Source organism: Mycobacterium attenuatum, from assembly GCF_900566085.1.
Classification (GTDB): domain Bacteria; phylum Actinomycetota; class Actinomycetes; order Mycobacteriales; family Mycobacteriaceae; genus Mycobacterium; species Mycobacterium attenuatum.
This window is the reverse complement of sequence record NZ_UPHT01000030.1, coordinates 16,481-30,875: the sequence shown is the minus strand read 5'-3', so window position 1 is coordinate 30,875 and position 14,395 is coordinate 16,481. Positions and strand designations below refer to the sequence as shown.

Here is a 14,395-nt window from a genome sequence, read left to right as displayed (position 1 = left end):
ACGCAGCCGAGACCCCCGTGACGCCTCTGTGCGGATTCGGCTTTTAGGATTCGGCCGTGCCCGCCCTTGCCTCACCAGTGGCCGACGAGCGCAGCGCGCTGCGCGAGTTCCTGGCCTTTCACCAGAGCGCATACCTCGCGGTGTCCTACGGCCTCACCGATGACCAGGCCCGCTCGACGCCGTCGGTCAGCACCTTGTCGATCGGCGGACTGATCAAACACGTCACTGGTATGCAGCGCAGCTGGATGGCGCGGGTGGCCGCCGCGCCCGAAACTCCGCCCAAAGATCCTCGTCCGTTCGAGGAGATCGCCAAGGAGATCGCCGACGGCCACGTGATGCGCCCCGACGAGACGCTGGAGGGGTTGCTGCGCGCCTTGGCAGCGCAGAACGCGGAGTCGCTGCGGCTGGTGGAGACCTCGGACCTCGGCGCACCGGTGCCGGTCCCCCACGACGTCCCCTGGTTTCCCAAGGACCAGCGGGCCTGGTCGGTGCGCTGGGTGATCCTGCATGTGATCAACGAACTGGCCCGGCATGCCGGGCACGCCGACATCATTCGGGAAAGCATCGACGGGGCCACCATGTACGAACTGATCGCTGCCGCGGAGAACTGGGAGCCCCGCCTGTGGGTCAGGCCGTGGCAACCCGCGTAGTGGCCCGTCAGCCCGCACTTTGGACACCCGGCGTGAGGCCGCTGCGAAACTGCGGCCTCAGGCTCGAGCGGTGGCCACAGCAACGGTGAAAACCTGCGCGATTCGGTACCGACCTGCGCGATTTGGCACACTGCACAAATGAGTTCTTCCACCAAACACCGCGACGTGGCCAAGCTTGACCGGGTGCCGTTGCCGGTCGAAGCGGCCCGGGTCGCCGCCACTGGTTGGCAGGTCACCCGCGCCGCTGCGCGGGTGCTCAGCAGGCTGCCGGCGCAAGGGCCGTGGCAGCAGAAGATCATCAAGGAAATCCCTCAGACCTTTGCCGATCTGGGACCTACGTACGTGAAATTCGGGCAAATCATCGCCTCCAGCCCCGGGGCGTTCGGCGAATCATTGTCGCGGGAATTCCGCAGCCTGCTGGACCAGGTGCCGCCGGCCGACACCGACGAGGTACACCGGCTTTTCATCGAGGAACTCGGCGACGAGCCGGCCAAGCTGTTCGCCACCTTCGAAGAAGAGCCGTTCGCCTCCGCGTCGATCGCCCAGGTGCACTACGCGACCCTGAAGAGCGGCGAGGACGTCGTGGTCAAGATCCAACGTCCGGGCATCCGCCGCCGGGTGGCCGCCGACCTGCAGATCCTGAAGCGCTTCGCACAGGCGGTGGAGCTGGCCAAGCTGGGCCGGCGGCTCTCGGCACAAGACGTGGTTGCCGACTTCTCCGACAACCTGGCCGAAGAGCTGGATTTCCGGCTCGAGGCACAGTCGATGGAGGCGTGGGTGTCGCACCTGCACGCCTCCCCGCTGGGCCGCAACATCCGGGTGCCGCAGGTGCACTGGGACTTCACCAGCGAGCGGGTGTTGACGATGGAGAAGGTGCAGGGCATCCGCATCGACAACGTCGCCGCCATCCGCAAGGCCGGGTTTGACGGCACGGAGCTGGTCAAGGCGCTGCTGTTCAGCGTGTTTGAAGGTGGGCTGCGTCACGGGCTGTTCCACGGGGACCTGCACGCGGGCAACCTGTACGTCGACCACCAGGGCCGCATCGTGTTCTTTGACTTCGGGATCATGGGCCGCATCGATCCGCGTACTCGCTGGCTGCTGCGGGAGCTGGTGTACGCCCTGCTGGTCAAGAAGGACCATGCCGCGGCCGGCAAGATCGTCGTGTTGATGGGCGCCGTCGGGACCGTGAAGCCGGAGGCTCAGGCCGCCAAAGACCTGGAAAAGTTCGCCACCCCGCTTACCATGCAATCGCTGGGCGAAATGTCGTATGCCGACATCGGCCGGCAGCTGTCGGCTCTGGCCGACGCCTACGACGTCAAGCTGCCGCGCGAGTTGGTGCTGATCGGCAAGCAGTTCCTGTACGTCGAGCGGTACATGAAGCTGCTGGCGCCGAAGTGGCAGATGATGTCCGACCCGCAGCTCACCGGGTACTTCGCCAACTTCATGGTGGAAGTCAGCCGCGAGCATCAGCCGGATGTAGAGGTCCAGTGAGGTCTAGCGGAGGTCTGGTGGAGGTCCGCAGCGGCACCGCGGTCGCGGGGCAGATGAAGCTGTACTACGAGGACATGGGTGACCCCGACGACCCACCCGTGCTGCTGATCATGGGTCTGGGTGCCCAACTGCTGCTGTGGCGGACCGCCTTCTGCGAAAAGCTGGTCGCCCAGGGGTTGCGCGTCATCCGTTACGACAACCGCGACGTCGGCCTGTCCAGCAGGACCGAGCACGCCGACCCCGCCCAGTCGATGCCCGCGCGGCTGCTGCGCTTCTGGTTCGGCCTGCCCAGCCAGGCCGCATACACCCTGGAGGACATGGCCGACGATGCGGCCGCTCTGCTGGATCACCTGGGCATCGAAACCGCTCACATCGTCGGCGCGTCGATGGGTGGCATGATCGCTCAGATCTTCGCGGCTCGGTTCCCGCAGCGGACCAAGGCCCTGGCGATCATCTTCTCCAGCAACAACCGAGCGTGCCTGCGGCCGCCGGCAATACGGGCCTTGCGGGCCATGCTCAGCGGCCCGCCGCCGGGTTCGCCGCGCGACATGGTGGTCGACAATGTCGTGCGGGTCACCGGGATCACCGGCAGTCGCCGTTACCGCCTGCCCGAGGAACGGATCCGCGCCGACGCGGCCGAGAACTACGACCGCAGCTTCGACCCGTTGGGCGTGAGCCGGCAGTTCAACGCGGTCCTGGGCAGTGGCAGCCTGCGCCACTACAACCGTCGCATCGCGGCGCCGACCGTGGTGATCCACGGCCGGAAGGACATAATGGTGCGGCCTTCTAATGGCCGCGCGGTCGCCCGCGCGATCGATGACGCTCGACTGGTGTTGTTCGACGGAATGGGCCATGATCTGCCCGAGCCGCTCTGGGATGGGCTGATCAGTGTGCTGATCAGCAACTTTGCCAGGGCCGGCTAAGGCTTGAACGAAGGTTGTAACGAGTTGTAGCGGGGGTTGTAGGGTTGCACAAGGAGGTTGTCTCAATTGGCCGAGTTGACACCGTATTACGAAGACTCGCAAGCGGCGTACGACATTTCGGACGACTTTTTCGGGCTTTTCCTTGACCCGACGTGGGTCTACACGTGTGCGTACTTCGAGCGCGACGACATGACGCTCGAAGAGGCGCAGCTGGCCAAGCTCGACCTGGCATTGGACAAGCTCAACCTCGAGCCCGGCATGACACTGCTCGACGTCGGGTGCGGCTGGGGCGGCGCGCTGGTGCGGGCCGTCGAGAAGTATGACGTCAACGTCATCGGCCTGACCCTGAGCAAGAACCACTGTCAACGCAGCCGGGACCGGCTGGCCGCCATTTCCACCCAGCGCCGCGCCGAAGCACGCCTGCAGGGCTGGGAAGAGTTCGACGAGAAGGTGGACCGGATCGTCTCCTTCGAGGCGTTCGACGCCTTTCACAAGGAGCGCTACGGCGCCTTCTTCCAACGCGCATACGAGCTCCTGCCCCGCGACGGACGGATGTTGCTGCACAGTCTGTTCACCTATGACCGCAGGTGGCTGCACGAGCAGGGCATCGCGCTCACGATGAGCGACATCCGATTTCTGAAGTTCCTGCGCGAGTCGATCTTCCCGGGCGGCGAACTGCCCTCCGAACCCGACATTGTCGACAACGCGAAGGCCACGGGTTTCTCCGTCGAAGAGATCCAGTTGATGCAACAGCATTACGCCCGGACCTTGGACATGTGGGCCGCCAACTTGGCGGGCGCGCGCGAGCGTGCCATCGAGATCCAGTCCGAAGCGGTCTACGACAACTTCATGCACTACCTGACGGGCTGCGCCGAGCGGTTTCGCCGCGGGCTGATCAACGTGGCCCAATTCACCTTGGTGAAATAGTTCGCACCAGCCCTGAACTGGGCAGATTCGGTCGTGATTTAGTGCTGCGGTGCTGCATCGGATAACATTCCCCGAGCACTTGGGGGAGCGTTTCGGTGCGTCTTGGGGCGAGCACCGTAGGGCCGATCCTGGCCCGGAAAGGCATTCATAGGTCATGGCTGAACAACTGACGCCGCATTTCGACGACGTGCAGGCGCACTACGATTTGTCCGACGACTTCTTCCGGCTTTTCCTGGACCCGACCCAGACCTACAGCTGCGCATACTTCGAGCGCGACGACATGACGCTGGAAGAGGCCCAGCTCGCCAAGATCGACCTGGCGCTGGGCAAGCTGGGCCTGCAGCCGGGCATGACGCTGCTCGACATCGGCTGCGGTTGGGGCGCCACCATGCGCCGCGCCATCGAAAAGTATGACGTGAACGTCATCGGCCTGACCTTGTCGAAAAACCAGGCCACCCACGTCCAGAAGACCTTCGACGAGCTCGACACCCCGCGCAGCCGGACGGTGTTGCTCAAGGGCTGGGAGCAGTTCGACCAGCCCGTCGACCGCATCGTGTCCATCGGCGCCTTCGAGCACTTCGGCCACGACCGCTACGACGACTTCTTCGCTATGGCACACCGGGTCCTGCCCGCCGACGGAGTGATGCTGCTGCACACCATCACCGGCTTGACCGGACCGCAGATCGTCGAGCGCGGCATGCCGATGACCTTTGAGATGGCCCGTTTCATCAAATTCATCGTCACCGAGATCTTCCCGGGCGGCAGGTTGCCGTCAATCGAGAAAGTCGAGGAGCACGCCGGCAAGGGCGGATTCACGCTGACTCGACGGCAGTCACTGCAGCCGCACTACGCGCGGACCCTGGACCTTTGGGCGGAGGCGCTGGAGGCGCACCAGGACGAGGCCATCGCCGTCCAGTCCGAAGAGGTCTACGAGCGCTACATGAAGTACCTGACCGGCTGCGCCAACGCGTTCCGCATCGGCTACATCGACGTCAACCAGTTCACCCTGGAGAAGTAGTGACTGCGACCATCGCAGGTCCCGGTCTGGAAAAACCGGCCTCTCAGCGACTTTCAATGCGATGGTTGCGCCCTACCCGGTGTAGGGTGCCGTGGATGATCACCCTGTGAAGGTGCTCATCTGTTCTTGGAGGACATATGGCTGGTAAGACAGCAGGTGACGCGAGCACCCGATCTAACCTGGACGACGTCCAGGCGCATTACGACATATCCAACGAGTTTTTCGCCCTGTTCGTCGATCCCACCCGCACTTACAGCTGCGCGTACTTCGAACGCGACGACATGACCCTGCACGAAGCGCAGCTCGCCAAGATCGACCTGACGCTGGACAAGCTGGGACTGCAGCCGGGGATGACGCTGCTCGACATCGGTTGCGGCTGGGGCTCGGTGCTCAAGCGCGCGGTCGAGAAGTACGACGTCAACGTCGTAGGGCTGACCCTGTCGAAGAACCAGCACGCCTACTGCCAACAGGTGCTCGACGAGGTCGACAGCAGCCGCTCGCGTCGAGTGCTGCTGCAGGACTGGGCCGAGTTCACCGAACCAGTGGACCGCATCGTCGTCATCGAAGCGCTGGAGCACTTCGGCTTCCACCGCTATGACGACTTCTTCAAATTCGCCTACCACGCCATGCCCGGCGACGGCGTGATGCTGTTGCACTCGATCACCGGGCTGCACGTCAAGCAGGTCATGGAACGCGGCATACCGTTGACCATGGAGATGGCCAAGTTCATCAGGTTCATCGTGACCGACATCTTCCCGGGCGGCCGGCTGCCGCTGATCGAGACCGTCGAGGAACACGCGGCCAAAGTCGGTTTCACGGTGACCCGTCGTCAGTCACTGCAGCTGGACTTTGCCCGGACGTTGGATTTTTGGGCGGAGGCGTTGGAGGCGCGAAAAGACGAGGCGATCGCGATCCAGTCCGAGGAGGTCTACGACCGATACATGAAGTACCTGACCGGCTGCGCCAAGGCGTTCCGGATGGGTTACATCGACTGCAATCAGTTCACACTGGCCAAGTAGACTCTTGTGCCACAGACGGGCTATGGATGCACAAGGCTCGCGTCTCTTTAGGTAACGCCTCGAGGATTCGTAGGGCGGCGGCACAGGTCACACCGAGGCTTCACGTGCGTTCGGACGAACACTATTCAGGAGAACAGGACGACAATGGCTGAAAAGGCGCCGACACAGACGAAGACCCGGACGCGCTCGGAAGACATCCAGGCGCACTACGACGTCTCCGACGACTTCTTCGCCCTGTTCCAAGACCCGACCCGGACCTATAGTTGCGCCTACTTCGAGCGCGACGACATGACGCTCGAAGAAGCCCAGTACGCCAAGATCGATCTCAATCTGGACAAGCTGGACCTCAGGCCGGGTATGACGCTGCTCGACATCGGCTGCGGCTGGGGTACCACGATGCGGCGCGCCGTGGAGCGCTTCGACGTCAACGTCATCGGCCTGACCCTGTCCAAGAACCAGCACGCCCGCTGTGAGCAGGTACTGGCCGCCCTGGACACCAACCGCTCACGTCAGGTGCGGCTACAAGGCTGGGAAGACTTCACCGAGCCCGTCGACCGCATCGTCTCCATCGAGGCCTTCGAGCACTTCGGACACGAGAATTACGATGACTTTTTCAAACGGTGTTTCGATATCATGCCCGACGACGGGCGGATGACCGTGCAGAGCAGCGTCGGCTATCACCCGTTCGACATGGCCGCCCGCGGCAAGAAGCTGAGCTTCGAGACAGCGCGCTTCATCAAGTTCATCATCACCGAGATCTTTCCCGGCGGTCGGCTGCCGTCGACCGGGATGATGGTCGAACACGGCGAGAAGGCGGGTTTCACCGTCCCCGAACCCCTTTCGCTGCGCCCGCACTACATCAAGACGTTGCGGATCTGGGGAGACACGCTGGAGTCGAATCGGGAGAAGGCCATCGAGGTCACCTCCGAAGAGGTGTACAACCGGTACATGAAGTACCTGCGCGGTTGCGAGCACTACTTCACCGACGAGATGCTCGACTGCAGCCTGGTCACCTACCTCAAGCCGGGCGCCGTCGCCGCCTAGTTGGTGTCGGATTGGGGCTGCACGGTTCGTCTAACAGGTAGAGAGTGGAGCACAGGGCTTCGCTCACTGCCGGATGAGGTGACCACGATGCAGTACTTCGCCCTCTTGATCAACCAAGAGCGCGACCGCACGCCCGACGAGCGAGCCGCCGAAATGACGGCCTATGAGGCCTTTCACGCCGAGGTGGCTTCGGCGATCCGCGGCGGCGACGCGCTGCTCCCGGCGGCGACCGCCGTGCGCATCGCCGGCGGGCCCGACGCGCCGGTTGCCACCGACGGCCCATTCGCCGAGAACCCGGAAGTGGCTGGGCGGCTACTATGTGTTCGAAGCCGAAAACCTTGATGAAGCACTGGGTTTCGCGCGCGGCATTCCCGCCGCCAAGCACGGCGCGGTGGAGGTCTGGCCGATGTTTGGGACCTTCGAACCGACCCGGCGGGCAGGCTGCCAGTGGCTGGCACTGCTGCTAGAACCGCCTTCGGACGCGGTCGCGCCAGCCACCCCCGAGTGACAGGCGTTGGCCGCACCGCATCAGGAGTTCATGGCCGCGGCCGGCGATCACATCACCGGCGGCGCCGCCCTGCATGAACCGTCGACCGCGACGACGGTTCGAATGCGTGACGGCGAGGTCGTCATCACCGACGGACCCTATGCCGAGGCTAGCGAAGTGGCCAACGGCTTCTACGTGCTCAGCGCAGCCGACCACGACGAGGCCGTCAAGCTCGCGTCGATGATCCCCGCTTCCGCCGTGCAGCTACGTCAGCAGGCCCGCGTATCCGGGCTCTAGCGATCTACCGATGGTCAACCTGGACGGCGTCTTACGTCGTGAATGGGGTCCGGCCGTCGCCGCGATCGCCTGGTGGTCGGGCGACCTCAGCATTGCCGAAGACGCCGCCCAGGAGGCCTGCGCGGAAGCGCTGCGCGCCTGGCCGCATGATGGGCTACCCGATCGTCCCGGGGCGTGGCTGATAACAGTCGCCCGTAACCGGGCGACTGTTATCAGCTGCGGCGCGAATCTGCGCGTCTTGGAAAGGAATTGGCGGCCGTGATCGACGAGATTCGGGCGCGTACCGAACACAGCGAACCACATCCGGTCCGCGACGACGAGTTGCGGATGATGTTCACCTGCGCCCACCCGGCATCGGACCGGCAGTCGCAGCTGGCGCTCACACTGCGGTTGGTGTCCGGGCTGACCGTCGCCGAGATCGCCCGCGCGCTACTGCAGACCGAAACCGCGGTCGGTCAGCGAATCACCCGCGCCAAGAACAAGATTCGCCGGGCCAATATTCCGCTGCGGGTGCCGCCCGCAAAGCTGCTGCCCGAGCGGACTCCGCATGTGCTCGCCTGCATCTACTCGTGTTCACCGAGGGCTATTGGTCCACGGCAGGTCCGTCGGCGATCCGTGACGAATTGTGCGACGAGGGAATCCGGTTGACCGAGGAGCTGTGCGCGCTGATGCCCAACGAACTGGACGCACCTGCGCTGGCAGCCCTTGTGCTGCTGCATGATTCACGACGAGCGACCCGGATGGACGAATCCGGGGCGCTGGTGCCGCTGGAGGAGCAGGACCGTCAGCGCTGGGACCGCGGTCGCATCGCCCGCGGACTTGACCGGCTTCGACAGGCCCGTGGATCGACCGGACCGTACCTGCCGCAGGCGGTCATCGCCGCATTGCACGCAACGGCACCGTCGTGGGAGCAGACGGACTGGACGACCATCTGCGCGGCCTATGACCGGCTGGTGCAGCTGACCAACTCACCGGTGATACTGGCAACCCCGCGCTGGCGGTTGGTTTCCGCGACGGGCCCGGTGCCGGTTTGGCGGCGCTGGAGCAGGTGGCCCACGATCCGCGTCTGGCCCGTTCGAACCTGGTCGCCTCGGTGCGTGCCGATCTGCTGCGCCGCGCCGGACGCCGAACCGAAGCCGTCGACTGGTACCGAAAGGCGTTGGACGCCAACGGTTCCGAGCCGGGCCGGGCATTTCTGCGGCGCCGCATCGCCGAATGCGGCGGCCGTTCCTGCCGAGCAGACGCAAAAGCACCCGACACGCCGGAGAAATAGGGCCTTTTGCGTCTGCTCGTGCAGGAAAATCAGGCCTCCGCGAAGTTGCGGGTGATGGACGGGTCGACCGGAATGCCGGGGCCCGTCGTCGTCGACACAGTGATCTTCTTCAGGTAGCGGCCCTTCGATGCCGACGGCTTGAGTCGCAGCACCTCGTCGAGGGCGGCGCCGTAGTTCTCGGCCAGCAGCTTCTCGTCGAACGACGCCTTGCCGATGACGAAGTGCAGGTTGGCCTGCTTGTCCACCCGGAAATTGATCTTGCCGCCCTTGATGTCGGCGACGGCCTTGGCGACATCGGGAGTGACGGTGCCGGTCTTGGGGTTGGGCATCAGCCCGCGCGGACCGAGCACCCGAGCGATGCGGCCGACCTTGGCCATCTGGTCAGGCGTCGCAATCGCGGCATCGAAGTCCAAAAAGCCGCCCTGGATCTTCTCGATCAAGTCGTCACTGCCGACGATATCGGCTCCCGCGGCGACGGCAGCATCGGCCTTGTCCCCTACCGCGAACACGGCGACCCGGGCGGTCTTGCCGGTGCCGTGCGGCAGGTTGACGGTGCCGCGGACCATCTGGTCGGCCTTGCGCGGGTCGACCCCGAGGCGGATCGCCACCTCGACGGTCGCATCCTGTTTAGTCGACGACGTCTCTTTGGCCAGCTTGGCCGCCTCCAGCGGCGTGTAAAGCTTGCTGCGATCCAGCTTCTCGGCGGCGGCGCGGTATGCCTTGCTGGTCTTGCTCATATTCGATATCCAATCTGGTGTTGGGTCGTGGTTTCCAAAACGGGCCGAAGCGAGCCCTCCCACGCGGGTTTGATCCCGGCTTATGCAGATCTATGCCGAACTACTCAACGGTGATGCCCATCGACCGGGCGGTGCCGGCGATGATCTTGGCCGCAGCGTCGATGTCGTTGGCGTTGAGATCGGTCTTCTTGGTCTCGGCGATCTCGCGGACCTGGTCCCAGCTGACCTTGGCAACCTTGGTCTTGTGCGGCTCGGCTGAACCCTTGGCCACGCCTGCGGCCTTGAGCAGCAGCTTGGCGGCGGGTGGGGTCTTCAGCGCAAAGGTGAAGCTGCGGTCCTCGTAGACCGTGATCTCCACGGGGATGACCTGACCGCGCTGGCTCTCCGTTGCCGCGTTGTACGCCTTGCAGAACTCCATGATGTTGACGCCGTGCTGACCGAGCGCGGGACCAACCGGCGGCGCAGGGTTGGCCTGTCCCGCCACGATTTGCAGCTTGATCAGCCCGGCGACCTTCTTCTTCTTCGGGGGCATGACGACTCGATTGTTCCTTCCTGGTTAATGCGCTGAGCTTGACTGCCCGGCTCTCGGCCGGGGTGGGCCGGCTAGATCTTGGAAACCTGGCTGAACGTCAGTTCCACCGGTGTCTCCCGGCCGAAGATCGAGACCAGCACCTTGAGCTTCTGCTGTTCGGCATTGACCTCGCTGATCGTGGCCGGCAACGTGGCGAACGGCCCGTCCATGACGGTGACCGACTCGCCCACCTCGTAGTCCACCTCGACAATCGGGCGTTCCAGCCCGCCGGCTTCGGCGACGGCGGCGGCGCTGGCCGCACCCTTGGCGGCCTTCTTCGCCGCTCCCCGCGGCAGCAGAAACTTCACCACATCGTCGAGCGACAGCGCCGATGGGCGCGAGGTGGCCCCGACGAACCCGGTGACGCCGGGCGTGTTGCGCACCGCTGCCCAGGAGTCGTCGGTCAGGTCCATACGCACCAGGATGTAGCCGGGCAGCACCTTGCGGTTGACCTGCTTGCGCTGGCCGTTTTTGATCTCGGTGACCTCTTCGGTAGGCACCTCCACTTGGAAGATGTAGTCGCCGACATCCAGGTTCTGCACCCGGGTTTCCAGGTTGGCTTTGACCTTGTTCTCATAACCCGCGTAGGAGTGGATGACGTACCAGTCGCCAGGTTTGCTGCGCAGTTCCGCCTTGAGCGCAGCAGCCGGGTCGACCTCTTCAGCGGGGGCTGCTTCCTCCTGGGCGATGGTGGCCTCTTGCAGGTCCACCGCCTCACCCGCGGACGTGTCACCGTCGAAGGTAGTCACGGTTTTCGGTCCTCTCTATCACTGTCACGCCTCAGCCGAACACCAGCATCACGAGTTTGCCCAGGCCGAAATCAGCGCCGAAAACGAGCGCCACCATGAAGGCAAGAAATACCAGCACCACTGACGTGTAGGTGATCATCTGCTTCCGGTTCGGCCAGATCACCTTCCGAATCTCGGCCACAACCTGCTTCAAGTAGTTGTAGACGAAGATGACCGGGTTGGTCGTGCGTATGCCCGGCTTGCCGGCCTTCGCGGGCTTCTTGGCCTTACCAGACTTCTCGGCCGACTTCTTGGCCGACTTGGACGTGTCTTTCTTGACTGAGCCCTTCTTCGAGACTTCCGTCTCGGTCGAGGACGCATGGTCGGCGGCGTCTTCGTCGGCCTCTACCGCACGCTGCCGAGACCGCTTGCCGGTGGGTCGCTGCGGCCGCGCCGCGGATTTCGTCACCACGGCCGTGCGACTACCGCTAGCGCGGCTGTCCTCGGTTGCGCCGCCGTCGCTTGCGGCGCCGTCGGCGGCGTCGCGCTCGTCGCTCACCGCGTGCTCCTTTGTTCGCTAACTATCCCGCCAGCCGTACCGCTCTGTCTGGGAATCCTCCCAGTGTCCAGCATGGCATGTCTTCGTCTTCAGCAGGGGCGACAGGACTTGAACCTGCAACCTGCGGTTTTGGAGACCGCTGCTCTGCCAGTTGAGCTACGCCCCTTCGCGGTTGGCAGGCCAACCTCCTCATGCCGGGGCTTTACATGACACGCGCGCACCCCGGTCGGTGGTCACGAACCGAAGTGAGACAATTCGTCCGTCTCGCTCCCGTCGCCGGCTTCGCTCGACCGACTCACGGAAAAATGCGCTAATGTTGGGAAAACCCCGGGGTCCGAGTGTACTAGAGTCTAACCGGGCGCCGGTGCCAGATACTAATTACCCGGTCCTGACGACCTGCCCTGACTCCTTATCCCATTTGAGTTTGGCGGAGCCGTCGCCCTGCTGGCCCATCAACGTGGTGTAGGCCTCCAGCACCAGCTCGCCGTTGTCGTTGTGGCAGGTGTTCTTCGTGACGACGATGTCGGCGCCGAAACGCTCGTCCACGGAGTGGATGTCCATGCGGGCCCACAGCTTATCCCCGGCGAGCACGGGTTTGTAGAACACGAACCGCTGGTCGACCTGGACGATCTGCATGGTCTCCATGCCGATGTCGACGCTTCGGAAAAAGTCCAGCTGGACCAGCTTGGCCAGGATTGACACGAACGTGATTGGAGCCACGATCGCGTCGTAGCCCAGTTCGGCTGCCGCGTCCTCTTCGAAATAGGCCGGGTGGTCGCACTTGATGGCTTGGGCAAACTGGCGGAGTTGCTCGCGGCCCACGATGAAGTAGTCGGGATACCGCCAGATCATCCCGCGAATGTCGGTCTTGAGCGCCATGGGCTATGCGGGTTCCTAAGCCAGCTTCGCCGACGCGACGGCCCGACCGAAGATCTTCTTGCCGCCGGTGGTGGCAGTCAGCGCGATCGTGACCGACTTGCTGTCCGGATCTACCGACTTCACCCGGCCGCTGAACACGAGCTCAGCACCCTTGCCGTCGTTGGGCACCGGTACCACCGCAGTGAACCGCACGTTGTACTCGGTGATCGCACCCGGATCCCCGACCCACGACGTGACGTAACCACCGCCAATGCCCATGGTCAGCATGCCGTGGGCGATCGCGGTGTCCAGCCCGACGACCTTGGCGATCTCGTCGTCCCAGTGAATAGGGTTCAAGTCACCCGACACGCCGGCGTAGTTCACCAGATCCTGGCGGGTCAGCGGATAGGTCCGCTCGGGAAGCTGGTCTCCGACCTTGACCGAACTGAACTCACGCAGCGCCATCTGAAAATCCCACTTCCCCGTCCTCGCCGGCACGACCCGCAAGGGTCGTGTAGGTCTCCTGCACAATGTCACCGTCTTCGTTGGTGATGATGTTCTTGGTCACGATGATCTGGGTGCCGTGCGCCTCACGCATCGAATCCACATACACGTCGCAGTAGAGCTTGTCACCGGCAACGATCGGCTTGGCGAACTTCAGCACCTGGTCGACCTGGACAACCTGCGCGTCCTGGACGGCGATGTTCGCGTGTTTGAAAAACGCCGACTGCGCCTTGTAGCCGAACACACAGATGAACGTCAACGGGGCCAACAACCCGTCATAGCCGAGTTCCGCGGAGGCCTTCTCGTCGAAAAAGAAGGCGTCGTCGTTTTGCACGGCCTGCGCGTGTTCGCGGATTTTCTCGCGCTCCACCTCGTAATGGTCGGGGTAGCGATAATGCATCCCGACAATGTCGGTTGTCAGTGGCACGGCTATCGAATCTACCGAATCAGTTTGCGTCCCGTATGTGGTCACCGCGTCTCGCGGTGCGCTTGGTGCTTGCCGCAGTTCGGGCAGAACTTCTTGAGCTCCAGGCGGTCGGGGTCGTTGCGGCGATTCTTCTTGGTGATGTAGTTGCGGTGCTTGCACACCTCGCATGCCAAAGTGACCTTCGGCCGCACGTCGGTACTGGAAGCCATGGCGGTTCTCTCTCGAATCTGATGTCAAACGTCTCGATGTTGTGTTGTAGCGATGGCCGGACTCGAACCGGCGACCTAACGATTATGAGTCGTTCGCTCTAACCGACTGAGCTACATCGCCTCTGGGCGGCCCTTGGTCGGGGCTGCCCGCCTGCTCGGCGTCCGCCGAGCCCCCTAACGGAATCGAACCGTTGACCTTTTCCTTACCATGGAAACGCTCTACCGACTGAGCTAAGGGGGCCGCTCACCCGTAACGGCCAGTCGTGCCCCGGGCAAAAAGAGGGTACAGCCTGGCGCACGGCGTCACCAAACCACGGGTCCGACGTGCCGCGCAACTAGCGGGCTGAAGCGGTGCGGTGAAGTGGTGAAGACGGGAGCCATGACGGCAGTGCGGATCAGCCGCCGCGGTTGCCCCGATGTGGGTCCAGCACACTGAGATCGCTGAACTCGTCGTATTCCTCCTCGCCAGCCTCCCCACTACCGGCCTCGGCGAGAAGGGTCCGCAGGGCGAGATGGACCGCTTCGCGCGCATCGGCCAGACCGTACCGACGGATCGCTTCCTGGACTAGATCGTCGTCGATCTCGATCTCGACCTTCTTCCGCATGCGCCAACAATACCCACCGGTTTGGCCGCCGTAATCACCTCAGGTCCGCATTTCGTATCCAGGTCATG

At 63.8% G+C, this 14,395-nt stretch carries 16 protein-coding genes, 3 tRNA genes and 2 pseudogenes; 9 read left to right on the top strand and 12 right to left on the bottom strand.

Annotated features, from left to right (window positions below; all coding sequences use genetic code 11):
* Window positions 1–77 precede the first annotated feature (77 nt).
* The 9 genes and pseudogenes from EET13_RS04685 to EET13_RS04645 all read left to right on the top strand — a co-directional run bounded on the left by EET13_RS04685 (window position 78) and on the right by EET13_RS04645 (window position 9,129).
* The gene (locus EET13_RS04685; protein WP_122441201.1) at window positions 78–650 is read left to right on the top strand and encodes a DinB family protein; all 573 of its coding nucleotides are present in this window, start codon (window positions 78–80) and stop codon (window positions 648–650) included.
* 138 nt (window positions 651–788) lie between these two features.
* A complete protein-coding gene (locus EET13_RS04680; RefSeq protein ID WP_122441200.1) occupies window positions 789–2,141 on the top strand; it encodes an ABC1 kinase family protein in 1,353 nt (450 codons plus the stop codon).
* A gap of 14 nt (window positions 2,142–2,155) precedes the next feature.
* Window positions 2,156–3,064, top strand: a complete 909-nt coding sequence (locus EET13_RS04675) for an alpha/beta hydrolase (protein WP_280177660.1) — start codon at window positions 2,156–2,158, stop codon at window positions 3,062–3,064.
* 66 nt (window positions 3,065–3,130) lie between these two features.
* Entirely contained in the window at window positions 3,131–3,991 is an 861-nt protein-coding gene (gene mmaA1 / locus EET13_RS04670; protein WP_122441198.1) for a mycolic acid methyltransferase MmaA1, read from the top strand.
* A gap of 154 nt (window positions 3,992–4,145) precedes the next feature.
* Window positions 4,146–5,009 carry a cyclopropane mycolic acid synthase MmaA2 gene (mmaA2, locus tag EET13_RS04665; protein WP_122441197.1) on the top strand — a complete coding sequence of 288 codons (864 nt, stop codon included), beginning with the start codon at window positions 4,146–4,148 and terminating at the stop codon, window positions 5,007–5,009.
* Between the two features lie 137 nt (window positions 5,010–5,146).
* The gene (mmaA3, locus tag EET13_RS04660) at window positions 5,147–6,028 is read left to right on the top strand and encodes a methoxy mycolic acid synthase MmaA3 (protein ID WP_122441196.1); all 882 of its coding nucleotides are present in this window, start codon (window positions 5,147–5,149) and stop codon (window positions 6,026–6,028) included.
* Between the two features lie 144 nt (window positions 6,029–6,172).
* Window positions 6,173–7,072, top strand: coding sequence for a hydroxymycolate synthase MmaA4 (mmaA4, locus tag EET13_RS04655; RefSeq protein ID WP_122441195.1), 900 nt, complete (start codon window positions 6,173–6,175; stop codon window positions 7,070–7,072).
* 87 nt (window positions 7,073–7,159) lie between these two features.
* Window positions 7,160–7,856, top strand: a pseudogene (locus tag EET13_RS04650) (YciI family protein).
* Window positions 7,857–7,866: 10 nt separating this feature from the next.
* Window positions 7,867–9,129, top strand: a pseudogene (locus EET13_RS04645) (RNA polymerase sigma factor).
* Between the two features lie 29 nt (window positions 9,130–9,158).
* Here the strand turns inward: EET13_RS04645 and rplA are convergent.
* The 12 genes from rplA to EET13_RS04585 form a co-directional block, all read right to left on the bottom strand.
* Entirely contained in the window at window positions 9,159–9,866 is a 708-nt protein-coding gene (gene rplA / locus EET13_RS04640; RefSeq protein WP_122441194.1) for a 50S ribosomal protein L1, read from the bottom strand.
* A 100-nt stretch (window positions 9,867–9,966) separates the two neighbouring features.
* Window positions 9,967–10,398: a 50S ribosomal protein L11 gene (rplK, locus tag EET13_RS04635; RefSeq protein ID WP_023370812.1), complete on the bottom strand. Its 432-nt coding sequence runs from the start codon at window positions 10,396–10,398 to the stop codon at window positions 9,967–9,969.
* Between the two features lie 71 nt (window positions 10,399–10,469).
* Complete coding sequence (gene nusG / locus EET13_RS04630; protein ID WP_168990677.1) at window positions 10,470–11,186, bottom strand: transcription termination/antitermination protein NusG; 717 nt, start codon at window positions 11,184–11,186, stop codon at window positions 10,470–10,472.
* Between the two features lie 31 nt (window positions 11,187–11,217).
* Window positions 11,218–11,724 carry a preprotein translocase subunit SecE gene (secE, locus tag EET13_RS04625; protein WP_122441193.1) on the bottom strand — a complete coding sequence of 169 codons (507 nt, stop codon included), beginning with the start codon at window positions 11,722–11,724 and terminating at the stop codon, window positions 11,218–11,220.
* A 93-nt stretch (window positions 11,725–11,817) separates the two neighbouring features.
* Window positions 11,818–11,890, bottom strand: a tRNA-Trp gene (locus EET13_RS04620).
* Window positions 11,891–12,102: 212 nt separating this feature from the next.
* Window positions 12,103–12,603 carry a (3R)-hydroxyacyl-ACP dehydratase subunit HadC gene (gene hadC / locus EET13_RS04615; RefSeq protein WP_122441192.1) on the bottom strand — a complete coding sequence of 167 codons (501 nt, stop codon included), beginning with the start codon at window positions 12,601–12,603 and terminating at the stop codon, window positions 12,103–12,105.
* A gap of 15 nt (window positions 12,604–12,618) precedes the next feature.
* Window positions 12,619–13,047 (bottom strand): (3R)-hydroxyacyl-ACP dehydratase subunit HadB, encoded by a 429-nt coding sequence (gene hadB, locus EET13_RS04610; RefSeq protein WP_122441191.1) that lies wholly within the window; start codon window positions 13,045–13,047, stop codon window positions 12,619–12,621.
* Window positions 13,034–13,513, bottom strand: coding sequence for a (3R)-hydroxyacyl-ACP dehydratase subunit HadA (hadA, locus tag EET13_RS04605; protein ID WP_122441190.1), 480 nt, complete (start codon window positions 13,511–13,513; stop codon window positions 13,034–13,036). Before hadA ends, hadB begins: the two co-directional genes overlap by 14 nt.
* Window positions 13,514–13,554: 41 nt before the next feature.
* Entirely contained in the window at window positions 13,555–13,722 is a 168-nt protein-coding gene (gene rpmG / locus EET13_RS04600; protein ID WP_085179251.1) for a 50S ribosomal protein L33, read from the bottom strand.
* Window positions 13,723–13,769: 47 nt separating this feature from the next.
* Window positions 13,770–13,843 (bottom strand) — tRNA-Met (locus EET13_RS04595).
* Window positions 13,844–13,890: 47 nt separating this feature from the next.
* A tRNA-Thr gene (locus EET13_RS04590) sits at window positions 13,891–13,963 on the bottom strand.
* 154 nt (window positions 13,964–14,117) lie between these two features.
* The gene (locus EET13_RS04585) at window positions 14,118–14,327 is read right to left on the bottom strand and encodes a type II toxin-antitoxin system VapB family antitoxin (RefSeq protein WP_122441189.1); all 210 of its coding nucleotides are present in this window, start codon (window positions 14,325–14,327) and stop codon (window positions 14,118–14,120) included.
* Window positions 14,328–14,395 lie beyond the last annotated feature (68 nt).

Excerpts from the sequence above, each read along its gene's own strand:
- rplA (WP_122441194.1), bottom strand. The coding sequence starts at position 9,866 with ATGAGCAAGACCAGCAAGGCATACCGCGCCGCCGCCGAGAAGCTGGAT.
- rpmG (WP_085179251.1), bottom strand. The coding sequence starts at position 13,722 with ATGGCTTCCAGTACCGACGTGCGGCCGAAGGTCACTTTGGCATGCGAG.
- mmaA4 (WP_122441195.1), top strand. The coding sequence starts at position 6,173 with ATGGCTGAAAAGGCGCCGACACAGACGAAGACCCGGACGCGCTCGGAA.
- mmaA2 (WP_122441197.1), top strand. The coding sequence starts at position 4,146 with ATGGCTGAACAACTGACGCCGCATTTCGACGACGTGCAGGCGCACTAC.
- hadC (WP_122441192.1), bottom strand. The coding sequence starts at position 12,603 with ATGGCGCTCAAGACCGACATTCGCGGGATGATCTGGCGGTATCCCGAC.
- EET13_RS04585 (WP_122441189.1), bottom strand. The coding sequence starts at position 14,327 with ATGCGGAAGAAGGTCGAGATCGAGATCGACGACGATCTAGTCCAGGAA.
- rplK (WP_023370812.1), bottom strand. The coding sequence starts at position 10,398 with ATGCCCCCGAAGAAGAAGAAGGTCGCCGGGCTGATCAAGCTGCAAATC.
- hadB (WP_122441191.1), bottom strand. The coding sequence starts at position 13,047 with ATGGCGCTGCGTGAGTTCAGTTCGGTCAAGGTCGGAGACCAGCTTCCC.
- EET13_RS04680 (WP_122441200.1), top strand. The coding sequence starts at position 789 with ATGAGTTCTTCCACCAAACACCGCGACGTGGCCAAGCTTGACCGGGTG.
- mmaA3 (WP_122441196.1), top strand. The coding sequence starts at position 5,147 with ATGGCTGGTAAGACAGCAGGTGACGCGAGCACCCGATCTAACCTGGAC.